The sequence below is a fragment of the Planctomycetota bacterium genome (assembly GCA_018242585.1).
Taxonomy (GTDB): domain Bacteria; phylum Planctomycetota; class Planctomycetia; order Pirellulales; family PNKZ01; genus JAFEBQ01.
This window is the reverse complement of sequence record JAFEBQ010000039.1, coordinates 1-13939: the sequence shown is the minus strand read 5'-3', so window position 1 is coordinate 13939 and position 13939 is coordinate 1. Positions and strand designations below refer to the sequence as shown.

General features: G+C 63.5%; 9 protein-coding genes. 5 read left to right on the top strand and 4 right to left on the bottom strand.

Annotated features, from left to right (window positions below; translation table 11 throughout):
- Window positions 1-102: 102 nt before the first annotated feature.
- Together trpE and JSS27_17985 are read left to right on the top strand one after the other, a co-directional pair.
- Window positions 103-1638, top strand: a complete 1536-nt coding sequence (trpE, locus tag JSS27_17990; GenBank protein MBS0210837.1) for an anthranilate synthase component I — start codon at window positions 103-105, stop codon at window positions 1636-1638.
- Between the two features lie 334 nt (window positions 1639-1972).
- Window positions 1973-2665, top strand: a complete 693-nt coding sequence (locus JSS27_17985; GenBank protein MBS0210836.1) for an FKBP-type peptidyl-prolyl cis-trans isomerase — start codon at window positions 1973-1975, stop codon at window positions 2663-2665.
- A 183-nt stretch (window positions 2666-2848) separates the two neighbouring features.
- Here JSS27_17985 and JSS27_17980 read toward each other — a convergent pair whose 3' ends face one another.
- Together JSS27_17980 and JSS27_17975 are read right to left on the bottom strand one after the other, a co-directional pair.
- Window positions 2849-3136, bottom strand: a complete 288-nt coding sequence (locus tag JSS27_17980; GenBank protein MBS0210835.1) for a hypothetical protein — start codon at window positions 3134-3136, stop codon at window positions 2849-2851.
- A gap of 105 nt (window positions 3137-3241) precedes the next feature.
- Window positions 3242-5491 (bottom strand): S9 family peptidase, encoded by a 2250-nt coding sequence (locus tag JSS27_17975; GenBank protein MBS0210834.1) that lies wholly within the window; start codon window positions 5489-5491, stop codon window positions 3242-3244.
- A 278-nt stretch (window positions 5492-5769) separates the two neighbouring features.
- Here JSS27_17975 and JSS27_17970 point away from each other — a divergent pair, with 278 nt between their 5' ends.
- Window positions 5770-8319: a ComEC/Rec2 family competence protein gene (locus JSS27_17970; GenBank protein MBS0210833.1), complete on the top strand. Its 2550-nt coding sequence runs from the start codon at window positions 5770-5772 to the stop codon at window positions 8317-8319.
- A gap of 28 nt (window positions 8320-8347) precedes the next feature.
- Here JSS27_17970 and JSS27_17965 read toward each other — a convergent pair whose 3' ends face one another.
- Window positions 8348-8953, bottom strand: coding sequence for a BMC domain-containing protein (locus tag JSS27_17965; GenBank protein MBS0210832.1), 606 nt, complete (start codon window positions 8951-8953; stop codon window positions 8348-8350).
- Between the two features lie 222 nt (window positions 8954-9175).
- Window positions 9176-10204 carry a dihydrodipicolinate synthase family protein gene (locus JSS27_17960; GenBank protein MBS0210831.1) on the bottom strand — a complete coding sequence of 343 codons (1029 nt, stop codon included), beginning with the start codon at window positions 10202-10204 and terminating at the stop codon, window positions 9176-9178.
- A gap of 432 nt (window positions 10205-10636) precedes the next feature.
- Between JSS27_17960 and JSS27_17955 the strand changes: the two genes are divergently transcribed.
- Together JSS27_17955 and hpnH are read left to right on the top strand one after the other, a co-directional pair.
- Window positions 10637-12694 (top strand): squalene--hopene cyclase, encoded by a 2058-nt coding sequence (locus JSS27_17955; GenBank protein ID MBS0210830.1) that lies wholly within the window; start codon window positions 10637-10639, stop codon window positions 12692-12694.
- A gap of 83 nt (window positions 12695-12777) precedes the next feature.
- Window positions 12778-13884 (top strand): adenosyl-hopene transferase HpnH, encoded by a 1107-nt coding sequence (gene hpnH / locus JSS27_17950; GenBank protein MBS0210829.1) that lies wholly within the window; start codon window positions 12778-12780, stop codon window positions 13882-13884.
- Window positions 13885-13939: the final 55 nt, after the last annotated feature.

The following is a 13939-nucleotide window of genomic DNA, read 5'->3' as shown; positions in this document are numbered from 1 at the left end:
AGTCGCAGAGAAGAATTGTCGAAATGGGTTTTTCTCAGCGGTTCTCTGCGCCCTCTGCGTTTAATCTTCTTCTTTGCGACCTTTGCGTCTTTGCGGTGAAGAATGACTTCGGAGTTTGCCGTGACGCACTTGCCTGACTTCAAGACGTTCGAGCAACTGGCCGCCGGTGTGCATCTGGTGCCGGTGTGGCGCCGGCTGACCGGTGACACGCTGACGCCGGTGACCGCCTTTCATCGGCTCGACGCCGGCGCGTGCGCATGCTTGTTCGAAAGCGTCGTCGGTGGCGAGAAGGTCGGCCGGTACAGCTTTCTCTCGGCTCGGCCCTTTCAACTGATCGAAGCCCGCGGCCAGCAGGTCACCAAGACCGTCTTTAGCGACCAGGGTGAGCCCAAGAAGGAAACCCGGCAGGTCGACGATCCGCTGGCCGTGTTGAAACAAGAAGTCGATGCCTGGCGCGCGGCCGTGGTGCCCGAGCTGCCACCGTTCTGCAGCGGCGCGGTCGGCTACGCCGGCTATGACACCGTGCGTTACGTTGAACACCTGCCCCACGCGCCCCAGGACGATCGGCATTTGCCCGACCTGTCGTTTGCCTTCTTTGACTCGATGGTCGTGTTCGACCATGTGAACAAGACGATCACGGTGGTCGCGATGGCTCGACTCGATGAGCACCGGGAAGATTTGCAATCGGCCTACCGCGAAGCCTGCGCCGAGGTCGACCGGCTGGTCGAGACGTTGGCGCACCCGGGCGACGATCTGAAATTGGCCGACATCAGCGTGGCCGGCGCGCCGCGGGTCAATTTTGAATCGAACTTCCGCCGCGAAGATTTCCTGGGGATCGTCGAGAAGGCCAAAGATTACATCCGCGCCGGCGACATCTTTCAGGTCGTCCTCAGCCAGCGGCTCAAGACCAAAATTTCGGCCGCGCCGTTTGAAATCTATCGCACATTGCGGGTGGTGAACCCCAGCCCGTTCATGTTCTATCTGCGCACGCCCGACGCCACGCTGGTCGGCAGTTCGCCCGAGATCATGGTTCGCGTCGTCGCGGGACACGTCACGGTTCGCCCCCTGGCGGGCACGCGCAAGCGCGGCGCCACCGAGGAAGAAGACCACCGGCTCGCCGAAGAGCTGTTGGCCGATCCCAAGGAGCGAGCCGAGCACGTGATGCTGGTCGACTTGGGTCGCAACGACGTAGGGCGCGTGGCGCGCTACGGCTCGGTGCAGTTGACCGATGTGATGACCATCGAGCGCTATAGCCACGTCATGCACATCACCTCGAACGTGACCGGCGAGTTGTCGCCGGGGCTCGATTCGTTCGACGCGCTGCGGGCCTGCTTGCCGGCTGGCACGGTCAGTGGCGCGCCCAAGGTCCGGGCCATGCAAATCATCGACGAGCTCGAACCCCACCGCCGCGGTCCCTATGCCGGCGCGGTCGGCTACATCGACTTCAACGGGAACATGGACACCTGCATCGCGTTAAGGACCATGGTCATTCAGAACGGCACGGCCTATGTCCAGGCGGGCGCTGGAATTGTGGCCGACAGCGATCCCGAGAGCGAATACCAGGAAACGCTCAACAAAGCCCGAGGCATGCTCAAAGCCATCGAAGTGACCGAAGCTCGCGTGGCCGGCCGCCGCTAACGCGTTTTTTTACACGCCCCAGCATCAGGGTGGCACGCCCGTCCTTCGGGCGTGGGGAAGCTTGTATCGACACCAGTATTTCATTGGCGATTCCCCACGCCCTGCGCTGCGCTTGGGACGTGCCACCCCGATTTAGTCCCACGAAAACCGCTTGAGCTTATGAAATGTTTGCGCTGACACGGCTCATTAAGACCCGGGCGACGCTAGCATTTTTCGGAAAATCCGCCTCTCCGCGGCGGGGCGATTCTCCTAGAATGCCATGCTTGGCCGCCCCCGCCACTGGTCAATCGGCGGCCGCTCACCCGAATTCGTCCGGAACAGAAAGGATCGCTCGATGATGCTCCGCGCCCTGATTGTCGTGGCCGTCGGCTCGCTGCTGGCAGCCGCGGCCGAGGCCCAAGTGCCTGCGCCGGCCGGCAAGGTCACCTTTGCCGACGTCAAACAAAAGTACAGCTACGCCATCGGCTCGAGCCTGGGCCGCAACCTGAAAGGGAAGATCGACACCGACATGCTCGTCCGCGGCCTGCGCGACGCGGCCGCCGGCGCCGAGCCGGCCCTGACCGACGCCGAGATGGAACAAGTGATTGGCCAATTCGAACAAGAAATGATGAACACCCAGATGAAGGAAGTGACCGAGAAGAACAAGGCCGAAGGGGACGCCTTCCTGGCCCAGAACGCCAAGCAGCCGGGCGTGGTCACCCTGCCCAGCGGACTGCAATACAAAGTGCTCAAGCAAGGGAACGGCGCCTCGCCCAAGCCGACCGACACCGTGACGGTGAACTACAGCGGCAAGCTGCTCAGCGGCCAGGAGTTCGCCAACTCGACGCGCGAAGGGAAGCCGTTGACGATGCGAGTCGATCAGTTCGTGCAGGGCTGGATCGAAGCGCTGCCGATGATGAAGATCGGCGACAAGTGGACGCTGTACATCCCGTCGAACCTGGCCTACAAGGATCAAGGCCGCCCGCCGGTGATTCCGCCCGCCGCGACGCTGATCTTCGAGATCGAATTGCTGGGGATCAACCAGTAGTTCGTCGATCGCTTTGACGTGTTAACTACAAGAGCCGGCAGCGCAATCAGCGCTGCCGGCTCTTTTTTTGCGCATGCACGATTCGCGCTCAACAAATCGATCGGTCCTCGGCGACAAACGATGAACACCCCTCCCTGCCAGGGAGGGGCTGGGGGAGGGTAAAGACGTCGCGCTACGAGCGACTTAGGAGCCATAAGTATTGAACGCAAAGAACATTGCCACATAAAGCGCTGCGCTAGAAATGACCGCCGAAAGAATCAACGCCATCGTTAGTCCGGTTGCGCTGGTTGGGAACGCCTTCGCTCGCAACAAGAGCAATGTATCGACGACGATTCCAACCAAAGGCGGCCCGAGAACGATCAACTCGTTTCGCAGCCCTGTGCCATAAAGAACCTGTTGACGAACGAGTAAGAATCCTATTAGTGTCTGCATGCATGCCACGCCGAGCATCTGAAGTAGCACGACGAACATACAGCCCCCTTGGACGCTCAATCGCGCACCATGCCAACCGCCAACTTACGTCGGCGGCTCCTGCCGGCACTCATCATTCATCACTCATCATTCCGCACTCGCCGCCTACTTCTTCTCCTTCAGCGCCTGGACCAGCCCGGGCACGTCGTCCGCGCCGGTGGGCACGCTGATCGTCGCGCCGGCGAAGTCGCCGCCGATGGGCTGATAGCGCCCGCCCAGATGTTTCGCCAGGAACGCTTCGAGCACGGCCTGGTAGCTCTTGTTGTTCGCCGGGCGGCGGAAGCCGTGCCCTTCGTCGGGGTACAGCAAGTAGATGACCGGAATCTTCTTGGCTTCCATCGCCTGGACGATCTGGTCGGCTTCCGACTTCTTCACCCGCGGATCGTTCGCCCCTTGCGCGATCAACAGCGGCCGCTTGATCTTGTCGACGTACGTCAGCGGCGAACGCTCGGTGAGAAACTTCCGCCCCTCCTCGGTGGTGTGGTCGCCGACCCGGTCTTTGAACAACTGAATGTCGGTCTGCCAGTACGGCGGAATCGCGTTCAACAACGTGATAATGTTCGACGGGCCGACCACGTCGATGCCGCACGCGAACACGTCGGGCGTGAAGGTCAGCCCGACCAGCGTGGCATACCCGCCGTAGCTGCCACCCATAATCGCCACGCGCTTGGGGTCGGCGATCTCGTGCTTGACACAATAGTCGACCGCGTCCAGCAGGTCGTCGTGCATCTTGGCCGCCCACTCCTTGTTGCCGGCGTTGAGGAACGATTTGCCCAATCCCGTCGAGCCGCGAAAGTTGACGGCCAGCACCGCGTAGCCACGGTTGGCCAGCAGTTGATGCTCGGAATTGAAGCCCCAGGAATCGCGCGACCACGGCCCGCCATGCACGTCGAGGACCATTGGCAGCGGTTTGTCCGGGCGCGCGTCGTTGTCGTCGTCGGTCCCCGGCGGCAAGGTCAGGTAGCAGACCAGGTTCAAACCGTCGCGCGAGGTGATCACGATCGGGTGCATCTTCACCAGCGGCAGGTCTTCGAGCGACTTGCGATTGGTAAACAAGAACTTCGCTTCGCGCGGCTCGCGACGGTAGAAGTAGTACCGCACCGGCCCGTCGTCCTTTAGATAGGCGACGATCCAGTTCTTGTCGTCGAGCGAGCGGCTGGGAATCTGAATATCGCCGTCGTCGACCGTCCGCAGGTAACGCAGGTCTTCGCCGACCTTGGGGTCGATGACTTCCCATTGCTGCCGCGTGTAGGTGAACGAAACGGCCTCGACCGTGTTCTCGGTCGGGTGCGAGAGAATCGCCCCCACGTCCGCCTTGTCGTTGGCCGCGATCAGCTTCTTGGCGCCGGTCTTCAGGTCCAGCGAATAGAGCGCGGCCGTGTCGCGATCGCGACTGTCTTCCAGGTAGACGATGTTGCCGGTCTTGTCGAAGCCGGCCGGCCCGGTCGTCAATGCGTCGGCCTGTGGCACGCGCATGAACGTCTTCCAGCCGCCGCTTCCGTCCGGCTCCAGAATCTCGCGCCCGCCGTCGTCCGAATAGCGAACCGCGAAGCGAATGCGAAAATCCTCGTCGGCCACGTAGCCGCTGAACTTTTCCTCGTTCTTCTGCACCAGCTTCCGCTCGCCGGTCTGGATGTTCACGCGATAAACGTCGTGGACCTGTGGATCGCGATCGTTCAGACCGACCAGCAACTCGTCAGGGAACTTGAAGCTGACGGCTTGGATTTGCGCCTGAACATTTTCGAGCGGCGTCAGGTCGCGAGTTTCGTTCGTGGTCAGATCGACGGCGTAGACCCGATCGTTCTCGTTGCCGTCCTGATCCTGGGTGTAGAGGACGTGCTTGTTGGTATAGGCCCAGAAGTAGCCGTGAATGCCCCGCTTCTTATCCTTGGTCACCGGCTTGGCGGCGGCGGGGTTGTCGATCGGCCCGACCCAGACGTTCAACACGCCATCCACCGCGGCCAGGTAAGCAAGCTGCTTCGAGTCGTGGCTCATCCGGGCGGCGGCCTTGTCCGGGTTGCCGAACAAGACGTCGCGCGCGATCAGCGGCACGTCTTTCAGGTAAGGCGGTGTCGTTCCGGCGGACTGGATGGCCGGAGCCGGCGCCTCGGCCTTGGCTCCTGCCTCAGCGGGCTGTTTCGTCTCGGCAGCCGGCGCGGCAGGCTTAGCAGCCGGCGCTTTGGCCGACACTGGCGCTTTGGCCGGCGAAGCTACCCACTCGCCTGCGGCTGACTTACCTTCGGTGGATTTACTGGCGGTGGGCTTGGCTGGCGGCCCCGCAGGGTTGCAGCCGACGAGGAGGGCGCCGCTCAGGACGCCCACGAACAAAGATCCAGCCACCGTGCGGTACGACATGCGAGAGACTCCAATCCGTTGAAAAAGCCGCGGCAAAACCGCCCTCCGACACCGGGCAAGATAGCCGACTTGGGCCGGGAAGGAAAGCAGCCGCTTAGCGTAAACACCCCAAGTCGCGCGTCCGCATCGCCGGCGCTAACTCTTGTCGTGCCAAGGGGGGAGCGATAGCTTGAGGGTTCCTCGACCGTGGCTCGCAATCATCACTCGCCCCCCGGTCCGCGTGGCGTGAACAGCGGCGGCGCGCAGTCCGACGGTTCGTTCGCAGGAGACGACGACTCATGGCTGCCTGGCGCGCCAGCGAATGGTTCGGTTGCGCCTGCGGCTCATCCTCCGCGTCGGTCTCTCAGTCGTCGGCGTCGACTTCACCCGCCGGTTCGTATCAGCCGCTGGTCGTGGTGCTTGGCGCGGCAGCGCTTGGCATCGCGCTTGATCGCTTCATCGTGTCGCTCGCCGCGCCGGTGTGGTGGACGATCGCACTCGCCGGTTTGGCCATCTGGTTGGTGTTGCATCGCTGTCAGCGCGCGGGCGCTGCCTCGGTCGCGGTCCTCATCGCCTGGCTTACCTTGGCCGGCGGATGGCACCACGGCTGTTGGAATCTGTTCCATCGCGACGAGCTTGGCCTGCTGGCCGGGCGGGAATCGTCGCCGGTTTGCTTGGAGGCCGAAGTCGTCTCGGGCCCGCGCGAGATCACCCCGCGCGAGCGCGATCCCCTTTCCACCGCCCAGTCGGGTATCCGCACGCGCCTGCTCATCAGCGCGCTGGCCGTGCGCGATGGCGCGAACTGGCGTGCGACCGCCGGCCGAGCCTGGCTGACGGTCGAGGGACAAACTCCGCACGTCCATTGTGGCGATCGGGTCCGCGTGTTTGGCCGGCTGTCCCAGTTGGCCCCGGCGATGAACCCGGACGATTTCGACTATGCGCGGCATGCCCGGGCCGATCGGCAGCTTTGCCGATTGTGGTGCGAGCATCCTGACGGCGTGACGGTCGTCGACTCGCCGAGCGTAAGCTGGCGGCGCTGGTTCGATGGCGCACGCCGCCGAGCCGACGCGCTACTGTGGAAGCACATCGCCCGCGAACGAGCGCCACTGGCCAGCGCGCTGTTCCTCGGCCTGCGTGAAGAGATGTCTCCCGAGGACACCCAGACCTACATGAAGACCGGCATGGTTCATATCCTGTCGATCTCGGGCCTGCACGTCGGGCTGTTGGCGATGGGGCTGTTCGCCGTGCTGCGAGTGATGGCCTGGCGGCCGCAGGTGACGGCCTGCTGTGTGTCGGCCCTGGTCGTCGGTTATGCCTTGCTGGTCGAGGCCGAGCCACCCGCCGTGCGGGCCACGGTCGTGTTGCTGCTGGCTTGCGTCGCCACCTTGGCCGGGCGTCGCGTGCTGGCGTTCAATACGCTGGCCGGGGCAGCGTTGGTCGTGCTGGCCATGAACCCTGCCGATCTGTTTCGAGCTGGGCCGCAGTTGTCGTTCCTCTGCACGGCGGTCCTCGGCGCGTGTACCATCGCGCTTGCGCGGCGCGAAGCCGATCCGCTGACTCGACATATTCAGCAGATGCAGCCCTGGCCGTGGCGCGCGCTGCGCCGCGCACGGTCGGCCGCAATGACCAGCGTCGGTACTTCGCTGGCGATCTGGTGCCTTGCCGCGCCGCTGGTGGCGCAGCAATTTCACCTGGTGTCGCCGATCTGCGTGTTGCTGACGCCGGTGTTGGCCCTGCCGGCCACGGTGGCGCTCTTGTCCGGGCTGTTGCTCGTCTTTGTCGGTACCTGGTTCCCGCTGTTGGCGACACCGCTTGGATATTGTTGCGATCGGAGTTTGGCGGTCGTGGATGGTTGTGTCCACGTGGCCAGCGAACTCGAAGCGGGCCACTGGTGGACCGCCGGGCCGACGTTGATTTGGGTCGTGGGCTTCTACGCGGTCTGTGCTTTGGCCTGGTCGTTGCCGCGCCAGCCTGCGCGCCCCTGGCTTCGTCCGGCGTTGCCGACGGCGTGGCTGGGGATGGCGCTGTTCGTCTCGGCCGCCACACCGAACCTGCCCGCGGAAACGATGCGGGTGACGTTCCTGTCGGTTGGTCACGGGCTGGCCACGGTTGTCGAGTTGCCCGGTGGCGACGTCTGGCTTTACGACGCCGGCCGGCTCGGTTCGCCCCATGCCGCCGTGCAGTCGGTGTCGAACTATCTTTGGTCGCGGCGTGTGCGACGCATTCGCGGGATCGTCGTTTCGCACTTGGACGTCGATCATTTCAATGCCGTGCCCGAGTTGCTGGAACGCTTCGAGGTCGACGGCGTTTATCTCGCGCCGCAGCCGCGGCCGTTGGACGAGGCCGGGCAAGTGTTGTTCGCCGCCATCGAGCGCGCCGGCGTGCCGCACACGACGTGGTCGCAAGGGTCGACGATTGAGTTAGCGCCGAACTGCCGCGCCACTGTGTTGCATCCATCGGCTTCGGGCGTGGTCGAAAGCGACAACGCCAACAGCCTGGTCTGGCTGGTCGAATTTGCTGGCCGGCGCGTCCTATTGACCGGCGACCTGGAAACGCCGGGGCTCGAACCGCTGCTGCGCTCGCCGGCGGTTGATTGCGACGTGGTGCTGGCTCCGCACCACGGCTCGGCGCGCTCGGACCCGCCTGGGTTCGCTGCGTGGAGCAAGCCGGAGTTCGTCGTCTTCAGCGGCGGAGACGGCCGCGACCTGCAACTGGTCGACGCGGCCTACGCCGAGCAAGGAGCCGAGCGGTTCCACACCGCCCGCGACGGCGCGGTGATGTTCCAGATCAACCGCGCGGGCGTCACCGCCAGGACTTGGTTGACCAAACGGATGATTCCAAGCAATTGAATTAACGCACGAAGACAACGTGCGGACTTTACTTCGTCGGCAGCAGTGCGGCCAGGTCGGGATGCGGGCGGGCGATGGTGTCGGCCAGGATCAACTTACCACCCAGGCGCTCGACCGTCTGCTTGCCAGCCGAGATCGCGGCCTGCACCGCGGCCACGTCGCCGCGAACCATGATCGTCACGTAAGCCGCGCCGATCTTTTCCTTGCCCACCAACTGAACATTGGCGCTCTTCAACATCTCGTCGGTGGCGTGCAGCGCCGCCACGAGACCTTGGGTTTCCAGCAGACCAATCGCGTCGGAACCAGCCATCGAATTCTCCTTGGGAATGCGGGCGTCGTACACGCCCAATAAGGGACTGAATGCAGGGGGTTGTTTGGCTTGGGCCAGGGTTTCAGCGCGCGGGGCGGGCATGACCACGTAGCTCGACGTGGCTCCCATCAGCTTGGCCAGCGCCATGCCTTGCTCGGCCGCTTCGCGCACCGCCGCGGTCGTGCCGACCAGCTTGATGCACTGCATCGGCGAGTCGGCGCTTTCAATGCCCAGGATGGTGACGCCGGCCGCCTTGATGCACCGATCGGCCACCAGCAGCGACGGCGCCAGGTTACTGACTTCGAGCAGCGCGAGACTTTCCATACGTTGTTCGCTCTTGTCGTGAAGCGTCGTGTTCAGTTCACAGTTCGCGGCTCGTTCGATCAACACCCCTCCCTTTCAGGGAGGGGTCAGGGGGAGGGTCGACGCATTGCACTACGAGCGCCGCGCTGACCCTCATCCGGCGGCTAGCGCCGCCACCTTCTCCCGGGGGGAGAAGGGTAAACGCCGCGCCGCTCAAGCCTGAATCTTTTACACCAAGATTTCCTAGCGTACTTGCAAGCCGCGGCGTTGCAATTCGCCCATCACCGATTGAACAATTTGCGTGACCAGTTGGGTGTCACCCGCGCCGGCCGCGCGCGACGCGCCCGAACCAGCATAGATGTCAAAGCCTTCGTCCACCAGTAGTTGTCGCATCTTGTCTTCAATCGCTTGAATGCCCGGCAACTGCGACGGGTCGAGCGGCATCCGCCCCGAGCCAGGGTTGAACCCGCGGGCCCGCAGCGCGGCACGGACCCCTTCGGGGAAGTCGGCCTGATACAGCATCGGGTCGAACACGCGGAGCAATTTGTATTGCAGTTGGCGCGCGTCGTCGATCTGGCCCGCGCGGACCTGGTCGTAAAGTTTGCGCGTCAGCTCGGGTACTATGCCGCTGCTGGCGTTGGTGCCGCCGTCGGCGCCGACGAGCAGCATGGGCATCAAGGCCGCGTCCCAGCCGGTCATGAAGCTGAAATCGGGCCGATTGGGTCGCACGGCGGCGATCATCCGCATCATGTGCGGCAAGTCGCCCGAGCTGTCCTTGATGGCCACGATCCGTTCGCATTCTTCGCTCAAGCGTTGCACCGTCGGCACGTCGATCGGCGAGGCGAACAGCGGAATATTGTACAGCGTGACATCGATCGGCGTGTTGTCGCCAATCTCTTTGAAATAGGCGTAGACCGCCGGCGCGCTCAACTTGTAGTAAAACGGCGCCACGATCGCCACGGCCCGCACGCCCAGACTGTGGTAATACTCGCAGGCGGCAATCGTCTCGCGCACGTTCGCTTCGGCGGCCCCGGCCAAGATGGGGACTCGGCCGCGGGTCTGGTCGGCCATGATCTGAATGATCCGCCGCCGTTCTTCGATCGAGAAACGTGTGAACTCGCCGGTCGAGCCGTTCGGGTACAAGCCATGCACGCCGCGCTCGATCAACCAATCGACGTAGCGGCGCAGTTCTGGCTCGTTGATCTCGCCACGCGCGTCGAGTGGCACCAGATTTGGAGTAAAAATCCCTTGTAGCTTGGTGGCTTTGGCCATCGTCGTTCCGTTAGTTGCAGTGGTGAATGGTTGAGTTCAGTCGCCGTGCTAGCACGAGCAAGATGCGTCGGCGTCATACTTAAACAGCGCCGCGTCGAACGCGCCCCAAGGCACGCGCCGCGCGAGGAACTTGTCTTCCAAGCTAATCAGCGCGCGCCGATTTCGTGCCAGTAATTTAGAACATGTTTAACGATTGCGAAGTGTTGGAGTACCGAACTTTCCGGTCCTGACAATAGCGATGACCTTGTCGGTTGTAAGGTGATGGCATAGATTGAACTTGGGTGCTACCAGAACACTGCCTGGCGGATCGGTAGCCCGCGCGTCATGGATGGCGGCTCGAACGCTGAAAGTGGTGGCATGGAATTTAGCCCTCTGGTTCGCGTCGCAGCCATGGTTGGTGTAACGGACGACGCTTCTCCCGCGAGTTCTGCGATGCATTCCACGTACGATCGCCAATCGGCGCCCTTGCGCCGCGCTATTGCCCGCACGCGCGGGTGGCTGCTGAACCAGCAGCACGAGGATGGCTACTGGGTGGCCGAACTCGAAGGGGACACGATCCTGGAAAGCGAATACATCCTGCTGCTGGCCTGGCTGGGACGGGCCGATACGCCGCTGGCGCGCAAGCTCGCCCGGCACATCCTGAATCAACAGCAGCCCGGCGGCGGCTGGGGCATGTACCCCGGCGGCGATATGGAAATCAGCGGCAGCGTGAAGGCCTATTTCGCGCTGAAGCTCACTGGTCACGACCCCGCGGCCGAATACATGCAGCGCGCCCGCAGCGCCATCCTGGCCCACGGCGGCGCCGACGCGGTGAACAGCTTCACGCGGTTCTACCTGGCGCTCTTGGGACAGATCGGCTATGAGCAATGCCCGGTCGTGCCGCCCGAGATGATCCTGTTGCCCAAATGGTTCCCGGTGAACATCTACGCGATGAGTTCCTGGAGCCGGACGATCGTCATCCCCCTGGCCATCATGTCGGCCCTGAAGCCCAAGAACCCGATCGACAGCCGCTTTGGCATTCGCGAGCTGTTCATTCGCCAGCCCGAGAACTGGCCGCCGCTGCGCTCGCCGTGCGTGAAGCGCAGCGTCAAGGTGCTGGGCTGGGAACGGTTCTTCCGCGCGGTCGACAACACCCTGAAGTTTTGCGAGCGGCATCGCTTGTTGCCGTTGCGTCGCCGCGCGCTGGCGCAAGCCGAGCGGTGGATGATCGACCGCTTCGGCGGTAGCGACGGCCTGGGAGCGATCTTCCCGCCGATGGTCTGGGCCGTGATCGCCCTGCGCTCGTTGGGTTACAAAGACTCTTCGCCCGAGTTGCGCTACTGCTACGAGCGACTCGAAGGGCTGATCATCGAGGAAGAAACCACGGCGCGGTTGCAACCGTGCAAATCGCCTGTCTGGGACACGTCGATCGCCATGCGGGCTCTGTCGGCCAGTGGACTGCCGGCCAGCGACGCCGCGATCGAGCGTTCGAGCGATTGGCTCCTGCGCAATCAGATTCATCGCACGGGCGATTGGGCGAACACGGTTGACGTGCAACCCGGCGGCTGGTGCTTTGAGTTTGCCAACGACTATTACCCGGACCTGGACGACACGGCCATGTGCATGATGGCCTTGGCCGACCAGTTCCGCGCCCCGGCCGAAACGCCCGCCGCGCCGGGCACCCTAAGACTGGTTGACGACCAGGACGAAGCGTCGCAAAGCAACCGCTTGGCGCTGCTAGAGCGCATTCCCGACGCGCTGGCCCGCGCCGAACGCTGGACGCTGGCCATGCAGAACCGTGACGGCGGCTGGGGGGCGTTCGACAAGGACAACGATCGCGAGTTCCTCTGTTACGTGCCGTTCGCCGATCACAACGCGATGATCGATCCCAGCACGCCCGACCTGACAGCCCGCGTGCTCGAAGCGCTGGGCCAGATCGGCCACCGCCAGGGAAATCCGGCCGTCGATCGGGCGCTGGCTTATCTGCGCCAATCGCAAGAAGCCGATGGCAGTTGGTTCGGCCGCTGGGGCGTGAACTACATCTATGGCACGTGGCAGGTGCTGGTCGGGCTGCGCGCCGTCGGCGTGCCGAGCAGCGACCCCACCGTGGTGGCGGGCGTGAACTGGTTGCTCGCCTATCAACAATCGTCCGGCGCGTGGGGCGAGTCGGCCGACAGTTACGCCGATCCGCACCTGCGGGGGCAAGGCCCGGCCACCCCGTCGCAGACCGCGTGGGCTTTATTGGGACTGATTGCCGCCGGTCAGCACGACCACCCCTCGGTGGCGCGCGGGATTCAATGGTTGGTCAATCACCAGCGCGAAGACGGCGGCTGGGACGAACTCGAGTTCACCGGCACCGGCTTTCCCCAGGTGTTCTATCTGCGCTATCACATGTATCCGATCTATTTCCCGTTGATGGCTTTGTCGCAATGGGCGGCCGCGACGGGAATCAAGTTGCCCAGTCCCGAAAAGATGACCCTCGCGCTGCAAGAAGTGGCCGACGAAGGCTGACCTCAGCGATCGTCGTGGCGAACTGCTGGCCAGGCAAGGCCGCTCGCTGCCACGCACCGCTCGTCGAAACGGAGTGAATTGATATGGCCGTTCCTGTGTCGCAGATGTGGACCGTGGCGACGTATGTGCTAGGCAAGCGGCTGCGCGGCGTGAAGCGCTATCCGATGGTGCTGATGCTCGAACCGTTGTTTCGCTGCAACCTGGCGTGCTCCGGCTGTGGCAAGATTCAGTTCCCGGCCGAAGTCCTGCGCCGGAATCTGACACCGGAGCAATGCTTTCGCGCGGTCGATGAATGCGGCGCGCCGATGGTGGCCATTCCCGGCGGCGAACCATTGCTGCATCCGCAGATCGTCGAGATTGTCGAAGGGCTCGTCGCGCGCAAGAAGTTCATCTATCTCTGCACCAACGCATTGAAGCTGCAGGAGTTCCTCCCCCGCTTCAAGCCTTCGAAGTACCTGGCCTTTTCGGTCCACATGGACGGACCGCGCGAAGAACACGACGTGGCCGTCTGTCGTGAAGGGGTCTACGACGTTGCGGCCGAAGCGATCCGCGCGGCGCTGGCCGCCGGTTTTCGCGTGACGACGAATACCACCTTGTTCGATGGCGCCGACCCGCACCGGCTGCGCAAGTTCTTCGACGACCTGATGGACCTGGGCGTCGAGGGGATGATGCTCTCGCCTGGCTACAGCTATGCCAAGGCCCCGGACCAAGATCACTTTCTGCAGCGTGAAAAGACCCGGCGACTGTTCCAGCGGATGCTCTCGAATCCGAAGCGGCGCTGGAACTTCAACATGTCGCCGTTGTTCCTCGAGTTTCTCTGCGGGCGGATGGACTTGGAATGCACGCCGTGGGGGATGCCGGCTTACAATCTGTTCGGCTGGCAAAAGCCCTGCTACTTGCTCGACGAAGGTTATGTGTCGAGTTACCAGGAGCTGCTCGACTCGACCGACTGGGACGCCTATGGGCGCGCCAGCGGCAACCCCAAGTGCCAGGACTGCATGGTTCACTGCGGCTACGAGCCGACGGCCGTGATCTCGACGTTCAGTTCGTGGCGTCACTTCGTGCGGACGGCCAAGTTGACGATGTTCGGCCCGCCCAAAACGCCCGTCACCCCCGAATGGGACGACGAGCCGCCGCAGCCCGCCCCGCCGCCAGAACGCGAATTGGTCGAACTGACCGTCTTGAATTAGACAGCGGCGGAAGAAATGCTTAATGCGTAATCAGTACTGTCCGGCTGAGGATTTC